The sequence below is a fragment of the Nocardia suismassiliense genome (assembly GCF_900269665.1).
Lineage (GTDB): Bacteria > Actinomycetota > Actinomycetes > Mycobacteriales > Mycobacteriaceae > Nocardia > Nocardia suismassiliense.
The window spans coordinates 2,087,439-2,102,485 of record NZ_LT985361.1 but is presented as its reverse complement, the minus strand read 5'-3'; the positions used below and the strand labels follow the sequence as shown (position 1 = coordinate 2,102,485).

Below are 15,047 nucleotides of genomic sequence, written 5' to 3'. Positions count from 1 at the left end.
CATGAGCTCTCCTCATGTTGACAGTTATCTAATCGTTATAATCCCTGGTAGGGTTACCGACCAGTACGCCACGCCCGCCCGGAGCTTCGCGAAGTCGGTCAAGCCCGGTAGAGTTTGCACGGTCGTACCATCACGCGCGAGTGGCGAAATTGGCAGACGCGCCAGATTTAGGTTCTGGTGTCCACGGACGTAGGGGTTCAAGTCCCCTCTCGCGCACAGCTTTGCGTCACGCGTGACGCAACCGCAGGTCGGGTGTCCGAGGGTTCTCGAACACCCGGTCACCACCGCCGGTTACCCGCGTTTATCAGCGCAAACGCGCCGTCCGCCTGCCGGAAGCAGCACTCCCCTGCGATACCCACAGGCGCTTCCACATGGATATACAGACCATCCGCGCCGGTTCTGCCAAACTCCCCCACCGGAACTGATCCACCGTTCAGTTCGCCGCGCCCAGATTGTCCGAGTAGCTGACGTCGCCCCCACCAACGGTGTGTCGCCGGTAAACGATGACCGCCGATTCGCTGACAAGCACATCCTTTGCGCGCTAGGGTGCCAGCCCAGCATTCGCCTGGAAGTAGCGGCGTCCGTCGACGAGCTCACGAAAGCAGGAATCAGTCGTCGGTCAACTGCTTGCGAAAATCCTGCCGCCAATGGGGGTCCTGACGCAGCCCCGCGACCAAGCCCAGAGATTCCCGGGCCGACAGGTTGAGCGCGTCGGCCAGGGCGCGGGCGGCCATGGCGCGGTCCTGCCAGACAGACCGGTCCTTCCACTCGGCGAAGATCACTTGAGCCTCGGCATGCACGCGGCGCAGCCGCAGGTCGAGGGCGGAATCCTCGGCAACGCCGGGGTGATCCTCCTCGCTCAGCAAGGACAGTGCGGCAGTGACCTCGGCATAGGTATCGAGTCCGGTCTCGGCGGCGAGTGACGACATCTGTGCGGCGAGTACGCGGCGCAGGCGCTCGGGCGTCGCGGCGTCGACGAGGGAGGCAAACCGGTCAGGCACGGGTGTCTTGAAGTTGTCCTCCGGGTACCCGAAGTTGTTGTCCGGGAGCAGGGGAAGGATGCGCGCGCTGTCGAGTTCCCCGGCCAGGCCGGGCGGTGGCAGTGGGATGCCACAGCGGCGAACGACCGCGTCACACACCGCCAGCAGCCGTTCCCGCCGCTGCTCGGGTGTGGGTTCCGGAACGGGCGTCGGCAGACCGGGGAAGACCTCGAACGGGTCGCCCGCGCCGTGCGGGACAGCCGATCGGGTGTCGTACCTCGTCACCAGTTCGCCGTTGTCGAAAAGGGACACCGAGATCGTGCCGTCGTCCCAATAGCTCAGGGACACCACGCGGGTGCCACCGGACACACGGCGCAGCACCTCGTCGCGTATGCCCTCGAAAAGATGAAGACCTTCCTCGATGCCGAACGCCCAACCGCCGTGGGTTCCCACGCGGACCACCGGCAGCAGCACGCGAGCGTCCTGCCGCTGTTCTAAAATTGCTGCCTCCTCCCGCCACCGTGGGCGCCGGGTCTCGGGTAGCGCGCCGAACCGGCGCAGCAGTTCGGTCTCGTCCAAGTCCTGCGCGAAGGTCAGGCAGAAATTGTCGTAACCGCTGGGCCAGTTCTGGTTCAGCGTGGCGTGGGAAGTCGTCCGGCCCGGCGCGGCGATGACCGGGTCGACGAGCCCGAGGTCGAACAGGGACCGAGGCTCGGCCGGCCGTTCGGGAGCGTACTCCCACAGCAGCATCCCGTCGTCGACGACAGGCACATAGGACAGCCCCACCGTCATGACGGTTCCGCCCTCCAAGGAGTCGGCGATCTGTTCCAGGAAGGCCGCCAGGCTTCTCCATTCCCCGAAGCTCACGCCCTCAGCCTCCCGCTGCCGGCCTACCGCGCCGAACGACTCGCCTCGACGGCAGTCCACGACCAGCCCGTCGGCACTGATATTGCGGGCGAAGGGTACGAAATCGTGGTGCCAGAAGCCCTCCATCAGCGGGTCCCCTTCGTACCTGACCCACGACTCCTGTTGGCTCCGACCCGAGGAGAGGATCTGGGCGAGGGTGTAGGGCTCGAAGCCGGGAAAGCTGAACCCGCCCTCCTCCGGGGAGACATAACCCCTCTCCCCGGGCGAGACTCCGTCGTGGTGCCGCAGATACGCGATCAGATCCGCGGGGAACTCCACCCCCAACTCGGTAGCTGCGGCGCTGATGGCCGCCTGCGAGGCGGGTGGGCGCAAAGATGAGAAGGTGCGCGGCGCATGCGCGGCGAGCCAGGAGTCGATCCGACGCCAGGACTCTTCGATGGGGCTAACGTGCATCGTCCGATCATCACATCCACCTCTGACACCGATGCCTGCTCGGAGGCCACGGTCGGTAATGCTCCGGCAGGGACGGGCCTGCCGGCCCACAACGCACTGAATCGCCGCGACCCGCGCGGTTTGAAGTGACCAGCGCGGGTCTGCGGAAGATCAACGGCCAGAGACCATCTCAGCGTCGGCGACCGGGCTTGGATAGCCAGGTGCCTGACACGCTCAGCGGAAAGCTTTGCGCCACAGCAGAATCACAGCGCTGACGGCGATCAGGATCAGGTAGCCGGCCAGCCGAGCCCAGTCCGGCAGGTCGAGATAGTTCAGTACGAACCAACTCTTCGAACCCCCCGCGAGGTTGTTGATCAGCCCGCCGATGCCCTGAATGAGCAGGAGCAACCCCAGTGTTTCGAGCATCATTTCTCCCTTATCAATACGAGCGTATTGCTTTGATGTCGCAAGGCTAGCTGCGGCTTTGACTAGAGTCAAACCAATACGATCGATACGGAAAGGAGTTGGTGGTGGGCGGCAAGGGCGCGGCAGTGCGGGGTCTGGGTACCGCGCACGACGAGCGACGGCAGTCGATCCTGGAGGCGGTGTTCACGATCGTGGATACCGAAGGGGTCGAAGGGGTGAGCATCCGGAACGTCGCCCAGCAGGCCGGCGTCTCCATCGGCCGAGTCCAGCACTACTTCCCGACCAAGGACGATCTGCTCGCGGCAGCGTTCACCAGCATCACCGAGGCCGGCGGCAACCGAGTTCAACAGCGAGTCGCGGCAGCGGGCACCGACGACCCCATCGCGGTGCTGCGCGCGATCCTCGCCGAGACTATTCCGCGAACAGCCGCCGACCGCCGACTGTTCCGAATCATGCAGGCGTTCGAGACACACGCGCTGCCGCGCCCGAGTCTCGCCGTCCAGGTGACCCAGGGCTACGGCGGGCTGATCGACCTGATCGCACTTCTTCTGAGCCGCACGGTCGCAACCAGTCTCGACGTTGCAGCGGCCGCACGCGAACTCCTCGCCCTGTCCACAGGCCTTGCCGGACTGACCCTGACCGGCAACATCACTGCCGGTCAAGCCGAACACATAGTTTTCGCTCGGCTGGACTCATTTGTGAACGGGCGTCGAGGATCTGACTTCAGCTAGGGACCTATCGGCTGGCCCGGCCATCCAGTCGGCGGAGTTATTCGGCCAACTGGCGGTTTCGCCGGTCGTCGCCGCGTTTTAGGTTCGACCAGTAGTAAAGACCGACTCGGGCCCTGCGCGTCACTTTCAACACGCATATCGAACTAGAGGTCAGAATGACATTCCTCGTAACGGGCGCCTCCAGCGGCATCGGTCGAGCGGTTGCCGTCAGACTCGCTGAGAGTGGGCATGAGGTTGTGGCCGGAGTGCGGCGGATTGCCGACGCGCCAGCCCACCCGTGCATCCGGCCGGTAGCACTGGACGTCACCGACGCTGCGCAGCTGGCTGCGGCAGCGAGGGATGTCGGGCCGCTGAGCGGCTTGATCAACAACGCGGGAGTCACCTTCGCCGGACCCATGGAGCACATACCTCTCGACCGCTTGCGCGAGCAACTGGAGATCAACGTTGTCGGGGTCGTAGCCGCGACCCAGGCGTTCTTGCCTGCGATCAGGGCTGGACGGGGACGCCTCGTCATGATCAGTTCGACCGCAGGTCTCGTCGCTACCCCGCTCCTCGGCGCCTACAGCGCCTCGAAGTTCGCCGTTGAGGCGATCGCGGACTCGCTGCGCCAGGAACTAGCGCCCTGGCGTGTGCCAGTCGTCGTGGTCAATCCCGGTAGCTTCACATCGCGGAATCGGGCCAAAACCGAAGCAGCAGTGCAGATAGACCGCACGATCATGGGCGAGACGGCGGAGCGCCGGTACGGCCGGGCCATGGATGCCGCCACTCGGTTCAACAAAAAGATAGAGGCTGGTGCCGGAGCGCCGGAGCGGGTCGCCGCCGTCGTCGAGCGAGCGCTCACCGCACGCCGTCCCCGCCCGCGCTACCTCGTCGGTGCCGACGCACACATCACTGTCGCGCTGAAGCGACTGCTGCCGGTCCGAACCATGGACACGCTGCTGACCAGAACCATGGGCCTGCCATAAGGCCGACTACAAGCCACGGCTGCCGCCGTCGCCGTGTGATCGTGGGCGCGGGAAACGTCACGATGCGAGAAGGAGTTTCGAGGGTGTCCATCGAGATGGTGCCGACGGAGGCGGCGGGCGATACCGCGCTGCTCGCGGAGCTCACCGACCTGGTGAATCGGGTGTACGAGGTGGCCGAAGCGGGTCTGTGGCGTGACGGCGCCAGCCGCACAACGACATCCGAGCTGGCCGGGTTGATCACCGAGGGTCATGTCGCCGTGGCGCGCGATGAAGATGGCCGAATCGTTGGTTCCGTCTGCATTCGGCAATTGGCCGATGGCATCGGCGAATTCGGCATGCTGGCGTGCGCGCCCGAGCAGCGCGGCACCGGAATCGGCAGTGTCCTGGTAGATTTCGCTGAGCGCCACTGTGTCGATCAGGGCGCGCGGACGGCGCAGCTGGAGCTACTGGTGCCCCGCAGTTGGGCGCATCCGGTGAAAGAGTTTCTGCGCGGCTGGTATCTGCGGCTCGGGTACGTCCTCGAGCGTAAGGGTGAGTTGGAGGAGAGCTATCCGCACCTGGTGCCGCTGCTCGCCACCCCGTGCGATTTCCTCATCTTCCACAAGCCGATGCGCTGACTGGCACGCCGCATTGTCCATCCGCACCACTGGTTAGGAACCGCCCATGGCCGCACAGTCGCCGCAGCAGATAGATCTACCCCGCGACGCCCTGTCGGACGTGCTCCCCGACTCCACACTGTCCCTCTTCACCGCAGACGATCTCGCCGAACTCGTTGTCTTGCAACGATGCTGCTGGGTCCCGGAAGCAGTGCTCAACGACATGCTCGACCTCCCCCCACTGCACGAGACCCACAACGAGGTACTGGCATGGGCGACCACATCGACGACTCTGGTCGTGCGGGAACGCGGGCGTCTGGTCGCCGCGGTGCGCGGTCAGGTCGAAGGCAGCGACTGGCACGTCGGCCGGCTCATGGTCGCTCCCGACCTGACCGGCCGAGGAGCCGGTTCCCACCTGCTGCGCCTGATCGAAAGCCTCGCTCCCCCGCACGTCGAGCAATTCATCCTGTTCACCGGCGCACGCAGCGAACGCAACATCCGCATGTATCAGAACGCGGGCTACCGACTCCTGCCCACACCGGATCCTTTGCCGCCCAACCACATCAGCGGTGCGGTCCACATGGTGAAGCCCAGGCTCTGAGCGCCCACAGCCACCTCAGTCAGCGCGGTGTTGCGCGTGCGACGGGGCGCGGCGGTCTGCCCGCCTGGGGTGGACGGCCAGGTGCGCGTCGAGGGTCGCGATAGCGGTATCGGCGGGCAGACCGACCGGGTCGGTCAGCATGCGCACCGAGAGCCCCTCGACCAGTGCGGACAGCAGTCGCGCCTCGAGTGCGGGATCGACCTCGGCCGCGTATTCGCCGGATTCGATACCGGATTCGATGGCTTCGATCAGTTGCGCCTGGGTGCGCCGCTGATAGGCCGACTCGATCGCGGCGAGTTCGTCGGTGACGACGGCACGCGCGAGGAACGCGATCCATACCTTCACCAACCGCGCCCGTGCCGCGTCGACCGGAAGCCAATCCACCATGACCGCCCGCAGTGCCGCTGCCACGCCGTGCTCGTTGCTCACCTGCGCCGCGCGGTCGTAGAGGAGCTGTTCGACGTGCCTGAATGCGGCGATCAGCAATTCATCCTTGGTGCGGAAGTAGTACTGCACCTTCGCCGGGGACACTCCGACTTGCGCGGCGACCTCACGCACGCTCACCGCCTCCATTCCGCGGGTCGCCGCGACATCGAGGACGCCTTCCAGCAGCTCGGCGCGGCGCAGGGCGTGCGCGTTGTCCGTCAAAAATTGACCTCCAGCTCGGGAACTATCGCGGTGGCGATGATCGTGACCTGACGATTCATCGGCCCATACGACTGTACAGTACAGTCGTATGGACTACTTGAAGAGGTGGATATGAATTCAGGATTCAAAGCCGTGCTCATGGGCGGCATAACCCTCGTGATCGGTTTCGTGCTGTGGCAGTTCACCGGTGATGTCGAGACGCCGGTCGTCACGCTGACCAAGCTGGGCATCGTCTTGATGGTCCTCGGTGGACTGGAGGTCCTCTACGGACTCTTCAAATCCGTTGGCGGCAAATCCCTCACGTAGATCCTCGGGCTTTAAGCGATAGACCACATATCGGCGCGCACGACATCAGGACCGCCGCAACGGAATCGCTGCCCTATGCCGCGGACATCCGCCGTCGATTCGAGGGTCCGGTCGGCATGCGGCAAGATGGCCCGCATCATGACCGAGAACGGCAGCCCCTACCGCATCAGTCGGCGACTGGACATCGCCCGCCTCGTGCTGTTCGCCGCGTTCCTGTGTGTGATGTTCTATCTCGTCGCCGTCGCCCGCGTAATCGACGTCGAGGCCGTGCGCGATCTGATCGAGTCGACCGGCCCGGTCGCGCCGCTGGTCTATGTGGTGGTTTCGGCCGCCCTCGGCGCCATCTTCGTCCCCGGCACGATCCTGGCCGCGGGCAGCGGTCTGCTGTTCGGTCCACTCGTGGGCACCTTCGTCACGCTCGGCGCGACCGTGGGCACGGCAGTCATCGCCAGCCTGCTCGGGCGGCGTGCGGGCCGCGAGAGTGCGCGCAGGCTGATCGGGGTCCGCCGCGCCGAGCAGATCGATGCGCAGATCGAGCGACGCGGCCTCTGGGCTGTGGTCGGACAGCGCTTCGTGCCCGGGATTTCAGACGCGTTGGCCTCGTATGTCTTCGGCGCGTTCGGCGTTCCGGTGTGGCAGATGGCTGTCGGCGCTTTCATCGGCTCGGCGCCGCGCGCCTTCGTTTACACCGCACTCGGCGCATCGATCGGCGACCTGTCGGCGCCCCTGGCTTACACCGCGATCGCGGTGTGGTGTGTCACCGCGATCCTCGGTGCCGTCGCATTACACCGCGGCTGGCGTAGGCACGGCGAACGTCGAGACGCCGTTCCGGACGCCGGTCCGAAGCGCGACCCCGCCGCCTAGGTCCACCGCTAACGAGCTTCGGCAGAACAGCTCCGCGTGTTCTAGATCCGATGCTGTGCATACTGATCCACCGATCGAGAACGCGGAAGCCGCACGCGATCAGTGATCCAACGGTTGCCCGGACGGTGGTGTTGATGCGGGTGGGTCAGTCCTGCGGAGTGAGCAGGACGATCGGGATCTCGCGGTCCGTCTTCTGCGCATATTCGTCGTACAGCGGGAAGATGCCTGCCATTCGAACCCAAAGGGACTCCCGCTCAGCCGGGGATGCGACCCGCGCGCGAGCCGTGAATCGACGGCCGCCGACCTGCACCCCGACACTCGGATCCGCCAGAAGGTTCTTGAACCATGCCGGATCCTCATCGGCCCCGCCTTTGGAGGCGACGACGACGAAATCATCGCCTGCGGTGCCGTAGATCAGGCACGTGCGGCGCGCAACGCCGGTCCGGCGTCCGGTCGTGGCCAGCACGAGGGTGTAGACACCGTTCGATTCGTGTCCCTCGGTGCCATTTGAAGCCAGATACTTCCGAGTCTGATCAGCGACCCAATCCCACTGCGAGTCGGTGGCGCGGTCGAGGTCGTTGGCGACAGCCATGATGAAAGTCCTCTCTGGAACGGAAACCTGGTACGTCGTCAGGCGACCCGTTGTGGCCGCTCGTGCCCCTGGGACGGAGCGGACACATCGTTCTCGACACCATGCCACCTGTGACGGCCACCACACTTCATAGCTGAGCGCGGCGTATGGATACCCGCCGGCGTCGTGGGCTGTCAATTCACCGACAGCAACGCAGGTTTCGATGACTTCACCCTCGGGCTCACCCGACAACTCCCGTCGAAGGCGGCGCGCCTCGGACGGGAGTTATCGGACGGCGGCGACTACCACAAAATGGGTAGGCGCTCTGGGATTCGTTTCATGAAGCGGGTGCGCCAGACGAGCTGGTCGATGGGTACGGCTAGGTCGAGGGTGGGGATGCGGTTCAGTAGGACTTCCAGGCCGATTTGGGCGTGCTTGCGGCTCAGGGCGGTGGCGGGGCAGAAGTGTTGACCGCCGCCGAAGGATAGGTGGGCGCTGGCGTTGGGGCGGTTCAAGTCGACAGTCTCGGGTGCGGGGAAGGCGGCGGGGTCGAAGTTGGCGCCTTCCACCAGTACCAGGACCAGCTCACCCTTGCTGACCAGGACGTCACCGAGTTGGACGTCTTCGGTCGCCAGTCGTGGCAGGCCGTCGCCGATGGATAGGTTGATGCGCAACAACTCCTCCACTCCGGCGGGGATCAGTGCCGGGTCTGCGAGCAGTTGCGCCTTCAGTTCCGGATGCTGGATGAGTGACACCAGTGCCATGGTGAGGAAGCCGCCGGTGGAGATGACGCCGGCGCCGAACAAGGTGACTCCGACGGTGGCCAGCATCTGTTCGGAGACTTGCGCGTAGTCCGGATCATCGCGCAGGGCAGCGAGTTCGGCCATCAGGCCGAAGGTTTCCGGGTCGTCGAGACGTTCGACCATGTACGCGATATCCCGATTCCAGTTGAGCTCGGCGGCCGGGATGGGTTCGGCGGAGTTCATGAACGCGATGTGCAGACTGCGCATCAGCTTGGATGCGTCCTGCTGTGGAATGCCGAGGAGGTGACAGTGCAGGGCGGCTGCGAACGGGTCGGCGAAATCGTTGCGTAGATCGGCGGGCGCGCCCTCGGCGACGAGGGCGTCGACCAGATTCGTGGCCGTGGTCCGCATAAACTCTTCGAGCCCAGGTGATTTCGGACTCAGGGCCTTCATCACCGCCTTGCGTAAACCCGCACCGGTGATGTTGCCCATGTTGTTCACCACCTCCGGTGGGATGGTGAGGGCGTACTGGCGCGGCACTCCCGGCGCGGAGGTGTCCTTCAGCGAGAACCGGCGATCTTCCAGAACCTGTTTGCACAAGGCATAGGAGCTCACCAGCCAAGCCTCGTCACCGGCGATGGTGCGTACCTTGCGGACAGGCGTTGTTTCGCGGAGTGCGTTGACCTCCTGGGGAATTCGGTCACCGCGGGCGGAGAACGGGAAAGCGAGCAAGGTGTCGAAGGTTGTCATGCGCCTGCTCCTTCGATAGGAGTGACGATGGCGTGGCCCTGGTTCCGTGAGGCGCGAAGTCCGGACCCGCGCGCGTACAGCAGTTCCGCCATCGGCAGCAGTTGGTGATAGCAGTTCAGCGACGAGGGCACCCCGAGGATCGCGGGCGTGTCCAGGAACAGTGGGGCCTCGGCCCGGATGTAGTCGAGGCACACCTCGTGCTGGCGGGGCGTAGGTGCGCGACCCCCCAGCACCTTCGAGGACAGGAACCGCGCCACCAGTTGATGGCACACGGCGCGGAATTCCTCGTCGTCGGCCGATCGCCTGACGAGATCCGCGTGCAAGTCCCGGTACGCTTCGCTGGCCCTGAATTCCGACATCGCTTTCGCGAACAGCCGAGTCCCCTTGGGATCAGCATCATCCACCGCCGCAACGATTTTGGCCCGCACGCCACGAATGTTCTTGTCTGCCTTACGACGGGCGTCGAGCGCGGAATACCCTGTGGCTTCGAACATTTCGGCCACATACACATCGGTGTAGACGATGTCGACTCGGTCGAAGTGGGCGAGTCCCCACTTGGCCAGATCCCGGATTCGCTGACCCGAGAAGTAACTGTTTCCTGGTGACACACCGATGACCGCGTGATCACCATCGTGCTGGACCACCTGACAGTGCCGAGTGAACGGCTGAACCAGAAAGCCCTGTTGGACAATGGGTTTCAATACTTCAGCTGCAGATCTGGAAAGCGTTGCCGACGTCACGATTGCGCGCCTTTCGCCGAAGGGGATCTACCGAATTACCCGCTCTGCCGAGGCAGTGGTGCACGCCGTTGTCCCCGAGCCCCTGCATCGCTCGCGAGTGCTTCAGATCCTCGCGGTGCTCACCGGGCCTCGGCAACGGTGAGAGATCCAACGCCCGCAGCGCACCCGCGGGCCGAATTCTCATGATCGCACAATTCCGTGCCGGGTCACCAGGCTCGCCCGTCGGGGCCGGATCCCGGCGGAACTGATCCGGCGTCCAGTTCGGGTTGCTCAAGTCAGCTCGGTAGCTGCGGGCGACCTCATATACGGTGCATCTCCGGTGCACGATGCCGACAGACACGCTGACAAGCACATCGTCCGCGATCTCGACATAAGCCCAGTCTTCGCCTGAAAGTAGCCACCACCCTGGTCCTGCCGTCTCCTGCGACCACGCCAAGGCTGGGTCATATCCGCCGATCGACTCGGACTGACCGATCAGCTCCCACGCTGACAACGACGTCCGAAAACGGCGCAGTGCTTACGGCAGATCACCATCATGACGCGTTCGCCGCTGCCAGATCCGCCAGACCGGTTCCGATGAAACAGGCTGCGCCGCAGACCGATACGCCCGAACCACACCCACCAAGCCTTCGGCGGCCTTGCCCATGAACATGCCGACCAGCACCGACACCATGACTACCCATACCCCGTCGAACCCGAGTACGAACATCAGCACCGATGCCACCGCTACCACGAACGGAATCGCATACGCGGCTTCCACGAGAAACCTTCGCAGTTGCGGCATTTCACTTACCTCCCCCAGCGCGCCGTACGTAATCCAGAGTAGCGGCCTCGACCTCCGCTAGGCACAATCGCCGTTGCCGTCGGGGCCATCGCGGGTATAGAAGCCACGCTCGAGCTCACGGCTACTCGGCCGCGGTCATTTCGGCTTCCCGGAAGCGTCCACGAGCGCGGCCCTGACTTGCTCATCACCGACGCTGCCGAGGTACTCGCCGAACAAGCGACTGTCCGGACTCGTTCCATGTGAGCTGATAGCGGTGAGACGGATGAGAGTGCCCGGTGAGGTGGAGATTTGCGCCAGCTCGTAGCCGAGTTGGATGGCCGTCGACTCGTCAATGGTCGCGACCGAAACCACCAAGCCTGCCAGCTGACTGCCGAGGTCGAAGGACGGACGCTCGCCACGGGTCAGCGCAGCGATGGCGCGCTGCACTGTGGCGACCACATCATCACGTATAGCGGCAGCTGTGGTGTCATCGATCGCCCCGGCGAGCTGCCAGTCGAAGTATTGACGGTCGGCGATGCCGATCAGAGCCCGCAAGGCAGCCAACCGCTCTATCTCGGTAGACTTTTCGCGCGCGAAGTCCTTGCCGACTCGTACGGCGTCGGCTAGTTGGGTGAACGTTTCATCCGCAGAGTACCGGCGATCGATGAGCGCGCCGTACCATGCTGTTTCGCTGCCTGCCCGCGCTGCGTCGACGATCGCGCGGTAACCGGCACGTTCGCCCCACGAGGCCAGTGCACAGCACGCGAGGAAGCGCTCGTAAGGCGGGTTCGATTCTTCCGCGAGAAACTCCGTAAGCGGCGCGATTCGTTGCTGATAACGGGGGTCGTCGAGCGCTTCGAGGATGACATCATCGGGATCGTCCACCGGCGCGCCATCAAAATCTGTGAACAGCAAGTCGCGAATCGACTTGTCCGACATGTTTCCTCCAACAACTTCAGCTCGGGGTGACATTATATGGGCCCTTGATGAACTTCTGCGGCACGATGCCCTTGATCAGCCACTCGTTATCTCGCCGGGTGTTGAGCATGGCCTGTACACGACCGATCAGGCGCTCGCCGTCCTTCCTGCTGATGGTGATGCCGTCGTCCGCCAGCCGATGCACCTGCCCGTCCACGAATCGTTTGACATCATCAGGTGAGGCATTGACCGGTAGGTTGATCTCGATATTCTGACCTTTGGCCAACCTGTTGATCTCCTGCTGCAATGAAGCTTGCACTTCTTTCGGGGAAAGTATCTGAGCGTTGTGGACATCCCCTCTATCGATTGCCTTTTGCAGTTTGCCGACGTCGATGGCAATTTCCTGACTTCCGTAAACCTTTCCGCTGCCATCTTTGACGCTGAACGACGTGTAGGGACTGTCTTCTTTAGCAGCTTTATTCTTGCCGCCTAAAATGTGCTGCCATGCTTCTGTATTGCCGTCCTTGTTGGCAGGCACGAGGTTTCCGCCATCATCTATGTAGGACTTCTTCAGCGGAGTCCTACCGAAATCGTTGACTGTCGAAGAGAAGTTGTTATCGTGGCGAACCAGCACAGGAGCGGCGTCGTCCAGTCCGCTGCCGAAGAATCGATTCAGCGGGCCGAGGCGCGCCGCCCCAGCAGAAATTGTTTTTTGAAGACCGGCGATCGCAGGGCGACCGAGAGAGCCTGCTCCGGTCAGCACTGCGCGCCCGACAGCCGCCGTCCCGGCCAGGGCAGCGCCCCCGATAACTCCCGTGCCGGACAATGCCGCTTTCCCGACTATCGCCGCACCGGATAGCACTGCGCGCCCCGCGGTCGCAGTGCCGGTGAGCGCGGTGCGTCCGGCGAGGGCGGCACGCGAGAGCAAGGGCGCTATCGGAGGTACCGGAAGGAACAATGTGGCGACGGTCAGGATGTCGACGACGGCCCAGAACACTTCACCTGGTGTGTGCTGTTTGTCCGGTGGCGGCTTGTAAGGCACGAACATGAGGCCCTGCGACGTGGCGACGGGGTGGGACAGCGTGATGAATGGTCCGACGAGTCTTTCGCCGACGACGTCCCCGAGGACGTTGATCGAATTCCTGAGTCCTTCGAAGGCTGGGCCCTTCTCTGGTGACCCAGTGCTGACCCAGCCAGGAAGATCACCGGGTTGGCCGTCGCGGACTTGCTCGTCGGGGACGTTTACCACCCGGTAGTAGGTTCTCGGTTTGCCGTCGGGACCGATCTCTACCCGCAAGGCAGTGATGCCCTCGGTGTTCCAGTTCTTCGCAATGTTCTCCGGGCTGGCGAAAAAGGTCGTGACACCGTTGACCACCTGGTAGGCGCCCAGCCCGGTGCCATCATTGGCGGTGTACCTGCCACCGGTGACCGCGCCGTCGCGGGTGGTGAAACTCTGAGTCACCCCGCCGGGCAAGGTCACGTATCCCCAGCCAGGCTCCCAGGGGTTGAGGGAAATGACCTGTTCGGCTCGGGTTCCGTCGTTGCCCACGTAGCGGGTGTGGATCTTGTCGTCCACCGCCGGGCTTTGCCAGCGGGTGCCGTTCTGGGTTTTGGTGGTGATGTAGTCACCGTTATCGGTGGCCTGGGTAGTCTTGCTCCACGGCCGGTCCTGACCGTCGCTGCCGCCGTGATGTTCTTCGATGCCGAAGTCTCCGCCTTGAAAGCGCAGATAGCGGGTGTCCACGCCATCGGTGGTGTCGACATAGGCAGTGACACCAGTGGTGCCGTAGGTATCGACGCGTGGTGTCCGCTGCTCGGCTTCGGTAATTTTGGTGTGGGTCCACGGCCGATCACCTCCGTCGCTACCACCGCCTTCTGTCACCTCGATGAGCCGGCCGTTGGATTGCAGGAATCGCCAATGACGCTGTCCGTACTCGTCGATCCGCAGCGAACCCTGGGTACCGTTGCCGTCGGTCCATTCCACTGGTGTGCCGCCGCGCTCCGGCGGTCCCACACTGTCGGGCAGGATCCGTTCGACGCGGCCGGCATCCAACTCGGCCTGAGTGGGGGATGCCAAGGCTGATGGCTGGACAGTTACGTCGGCAGTGGCGGTGTTGACGACCGGAGGGGGTTGGACTTGTGGTGGGGGCTTCTTGGTTTCCGCCAATATCCAAGGTAAAGAGCCGACTTCGGCATGGGGCTGTTCGATGGCGCCGGTAGTCCCGAGCAACTGTTCGATAAGCGGGTCCGTGGTGTTGGGGCTCGCCGTTGCCGGCTGGCCGGTGGTCGGGGCCGCAGGAAGCGGGGGCGCGGGAGGTGGGTTCTTGTCATCGACTGGCTTGTCGGTACGGGTTGTAGCCGGTGTTGGTGCCGGAGATGAGGGGTTCTGCGGCACCGAATTCTGCACCGGCGCGGTCGGATTCGTCTGGGCGGGAGGAACTGGTTGCGGTGATGGCGGTGGGGCCTGGTTGCCCCGCAGCTTGTTCTCTTCCAGCCGGTCCTTGTTGTCCTGGATTTGTTGCTCCGGTGAAACCGGAGGCGCGCCGAGCCCGGTGACCGCGCTGACCGGCTTGATCTCGGACAATGTGCTCGAGATGACGGGGGCCGCAGCCGCGTTGGATGCGGCGATCTGTTCCGTGACTATGGACAATGCTTTGCGGGCGTCGAGACGTTGGAGCAGACGCCCTGCCGAGGTCGGAGTCATCCGGTGGAAATTGTGTACTCGCGTACCGTAATCGCCGGTTTGGTCAGCAGATGGATTGTCCATGGCCAGGGCAACGGAGTTGAACCATGCAGAGCGCCTGGCGATCTCTGAGTTGTCCATTGCCTACCTCCCTTCCTCGGACAGCACGTTCGCCGAGCTGCGGACAGCTGCCGGAATGCGTCGTTCGGCGACAGATTTGGACATGACAGAGTCACCTCGTGTGTGGATGTGAGTGGCCGGACCGATTGCCCTGTCGCACAGCACAGTCGGTGCCGAGAGCTAGGGTGGCTGACCTGCGAATGACCGAAGCCCTGATCCGGGTCAGGATCAGGGCTTCGGTTGGACTATCGTCAAAATCTTTGGGATAGAAGAGCTCCCGGAAAGCGGGAGAGAGCGCAGCTATGGCACTGGCAGTATCCTCACCTCTTACTCAGGAATTGTC

Annotated in this window: 16 protein-coding genes and 1 tRNA gene; 7 read left to right on the top strand and 10 right to left on the bottom strand. The window is 63.9% G+C overall.

Features of this window, described 5'->3' with window-relative positions; all coding sequences use genetic code 11:
* Positions 1-134 precede the first annotated feature (134 nt).
* A tRNA-Leu gene (locus DBO33_RS09275) sits at positions 135-216 on the top strand.
* Between the two features lie 392 nt (positions 217-608).
* Here DBO33_RS09275 and DBO33_RS09270 read toward each other — a convergent pair.
* Together DBO33_RS09270 and DBO33_RS09265 are read right to left on the bottom strand one after the other, a co-directional pair.
* Positions 609-2,300, bottom strand: a complete 1,692-nt coding sequence (locus DBO33_RS09270; RefSeq protein WP_107654667.1) for an SMI1/KNR4 family protein — start codon at positions 2,298-2,300, stop codon at positions 609-611.
* 213 nt (positions 2,301-2,513) lie between these two features.
* The gene (locus DBO33_RS09265) at positions 2,514-2,705 is read right to left on the bottom strand and encodes a hypothetical protein (protein WP_107660103.1); all 192 of its coding nucleotides are present in this window, start codon (positions 2,703-2,705) and stop codon (positions 2,514-2,516) included.
* 104 nt (positions 2,706-2,809) lie between these two features.
* Between DBO33_RS09265 and DBO33_RS09260 the strand changes: the two genes are divergently transcribed.
* The 4 genes from DBO33_RS09260 to DBO33_RS09245 all read left to right on the top strand — a co-directional run bounded on the left by DBO33_RS09260 (position 2,810) and on the right by DBO33_RS09245 (position 5,598).
* The gene (locus DBO33_RS09260) at positions 2,810-3,436 is read left to right on the top strand and encodes a TetR/AcrR family transcriptional regulator (RefSeq protein WP_107660102.1); all 627 of its coding nucleotides are present in this window, start codon (positions 2,810-2,812) and stop codon (positions 3,434-3,436) included.
* A 155-nt stretch (positions 3,437-3,591) separates the two neighbouring features.
* Entirely contained in the window at positions 3,592-4,401 is an 810-nt protein-coding gene (locus DBO33_RS09255) for an SDR family NAD(P)-dependent oxidoreductase (RefSeq protein WP_107654666.1), read from the top strand.
* Between the two features lie 83 nt (positions 4,402-4,484).
* The gene (locus DBO33_RS09250; RefSeq protein ID WP_107654665.1) at positions 4,485-5,018 is read left to right on the top strand and encodes a GNAT family N-acetyltransferase; all 534 of its coding nucleotides are present in this window, start codon (positions 4,485-4,487) and stop codon (positions 5,016-5,018) included.
* 46 nt (positions 5,019-5,064) lie between these two features.
* Complete coding sequence (locus tag DBO33_RS09245; RefSeq protein ID WP_107654664.1) at positions 5,065-5,598, top strand: GNAT family N-acetyltransferase; 534 nt, start codon at positions 5,065-5,067, stop codon at positions 5,596-5,598.
* 15 nt (positions 5,599-5,613) lie between these two features.
* On the opposite strand, the gene DBO33_RS09240 is transcribed toward DBO33_RS09245, so the two are convergent.
* The gene (locus tag DBO33_RS09240) at positions 5,614-6,246 is read right to left on the bottom strand and encodes a TetR/AcrR family transcriptional regulator (protein WP_107654663.1); all 633 of its coding nucleotides are present in this window, start codon (positions 6,244-6,246) and stop codon (positions 5,614-5,616) included.
* Between the two features lie 111 nt (positions 6,247-6,357).
* Here DBO33_RS09240 and DBO33_RS09235 point away from each other — a divergent pair, with 111 nt between their 5' ends.
* Positions 6,358-6,552 (top strand): DUF5708 family protein, encoded by a 195-nt coding sequence (locus tag DBO33_RS09235; RefSeq protein WP_107654662.1) that lies wholly within the window; start codon positions 6,358-6,360, stop codon positions 6,550-6,552.
* 138 nt (positions 6,553-6,690) lie between these two features.
* Entirely contained in the window at positions 6,691-7,416 is a 726-nt protein-coding gene (locus tag DBO33_RS09230; RefSeq protein WP_107660101.1) for a TVP38/TMEM64 family protein, read from the top strand.
* Between the two features lie 145 nt (positions 7,417-7,561).
* Here the strand turns inward: DBO33_RS09230 and DBO33_RS09225 are convergent, their stop codons facing one another.
* From DBO33_RS09225 to DBO33_RS09200, 7 genes are all read right to left on the bottom strand, one after another.
* On the bottom strand, positions 7,562-8,008 hold the full coding sequence (locus DBO33_RS09225) for a nitroreductase family deazaflavin-dependent oxidoreductase (RefSeq protein WP_107654661.1): 447 nt from the start codon (positions 8,006-8,008) through the stop codon (positions 7,562-7,564).
* 281 nt (positions 8,009-8,289) lie between these two features.
* The gene (locus tag DBO33_RS09220) at positions 8,290-9,480 is read right to left on the bottom strand and encodes a cytochrome P450 (RefSeq protein WP_107654660.1); all 1,191 of its coding nucleotides are present in this window, start codon (positions 9,478-9,480) and stop codon (positions 8,290-8,292) included.
* Positions 9,477-10,220 (bottom strand): cyclodityrosine synthase, encoded by a 744-nt coding sequence (locus tag DBO33_RS09215; protein ID WP_267897879.1) that lies wholly within the window; start codon positions 10,218-10,220, stop codon positions 9,477-9,479. Before DBO33_RS09215 ends, DBO33_RS09220 begins: the two co-directional genes overlap by 4 nt.
* The gene (locus DBO33_RS42645; RefSeq protein WP_159080177.1) at positions 10,186-10,404 is read right to left on the bottom strand and encodes a hypothetical protein; all 219 of its coding nucleotides are present in this window, start codon (positions 10,402-10,404) and stop codon (positions 10,186-10,188) included. Before DBO33_RS42645 ends, DBO33_RS09215 begins: the two co-directional genes overlap by 35 nt.
* 333 nt (positions 10,405-10,737) lie before the next feature.
* Complete coding sequence (locus DBO33_RS09210; protein WP_107654658.1) at positions 10,738-11,004, bottom strand: hypothetical protein; 267 nt, start codon at positions 11,002-11,004, stop codon at positions 10,738-10,740.
* Positions 11,005-11,139: 135 nt separating this feature from the next.
* Positions 11,140-11,922: a hypothetical protein gene (locus DBO33_RS43910; RefSeq protein ID WP_234390752.1), complete on the bottom strand. Its 783-nt coding sequence runs from the start codon at positions 11,920-11,922 to the stop codon at positions 11,140-11,142.
* A gap of 16 nt (positions 11,923-11,938) precedes the next feature.
* Positions 11,939-14,725 (bottom strand): hypothetical protein, encoded by a 2,787-nt coding sequence (locus tag DBO33_RS09200; RefSeq protein ID WP_159080176.1) that lies wholly within the window; start codon positions 14,723-14,725, stop codon positions 11,939-11,941.
* Positions 14,726-15,047: the final 322 nt, after the last annotated feature.

What these genes read in the sequence shown, in the direction of transcription:
- DBO33_RS09255 (WP_107654666.1), top strand. Translation starts at nt 3,592, where the DNA reads ATGACATTCCTCGTAACGGGCGCCTCCAGCGGCATCGGTCGAGCGGTT.
- DBO33_RS09200 (WP_159080176.1), bottom strand. Translation starts at nt 14,725, where the DNA reads ATGGACAACTCAGAGATCGCCAGGCGCTCTGCATGGTTCAACTCCGTT.
- DBO33_RS09270 (WP_107654667.1), bottom strand. Translation starts at nt 2,300, where the DNA reads ATGCACGTTAGCCCCATCGAAGAGTCCTGGCGTCGGATCGACTCCTGG.
- DBO33_RS09210 (WP_107654658.1), bottom strand. Translation starts at nt 11,004, where the DNA reads ATGCCGCAACTGCGAAGGTTTCTCGTGGAAGCCGCGTATGCGATTCCG.
- DBO33_RS42645 (WP_159080177.1), bottom strand. Translation starts at nt 10,404, where the DNA reads ATGAGAATTCGGCCCGCGGGTGCGCTGCGGGCGTTGGATCTCTCACCG.
- DBO33_RS09245 (WP_107654664.1), top strand. Translation starts at nt 5,065, where the DNA reads ATGGCCGCACAGTCGCCGCAGCAGATAGATCTACCCCGCGACGCCCTG.
- DBO33_RS09230 (WP_107660101.1), top strand. Translation starts at nt 6,691, where the DNA reads ATGACCGAGAACGGCAGCCCCTACCGCATCAGTCGGCGACTGGACATC.
- DBO33_RS09225 (WP_107654661.1), bottom strand. Translation starts at nt 8,008, where the DNA reads ATGGCTGTCGCCAACGACCTCGACCGCGCCACCGACTCGCAGTGGGAT.
- DBO33_RS09265 (WP_107660103.1), bottom strand. Translation starts at nt 2,705, where the DNA reads ATGCTCGAAACACTGGGGTTGCTCCTGCTCATTCAGGGCATCGGCGGG.
- DBO33_RS43910 (WP_234390752.1), bottom strand. Translation starts at nt 11,922, where the DNA reads ATGTCGGACAAGTCGATTCGCGACTTGCTGTTCACAGATTTTGATGGC.
- DBO33_RS09220 (WP_107654660.1), bottom strand. Translation starts at nt 9,480, where the DNA reads ATGACAACCTTCGACACCTTGCTCGCTTTCCCGTTCTCCGCCCGCGGT.
- DBO33_RS09235 (WP_107654662.1), top strand. Translation starts at nt 6,358, where the DNA reads ATGAATTCAGGATTCAAAGCCGTGCTCATGGGCGGCATAACCCTCGTG.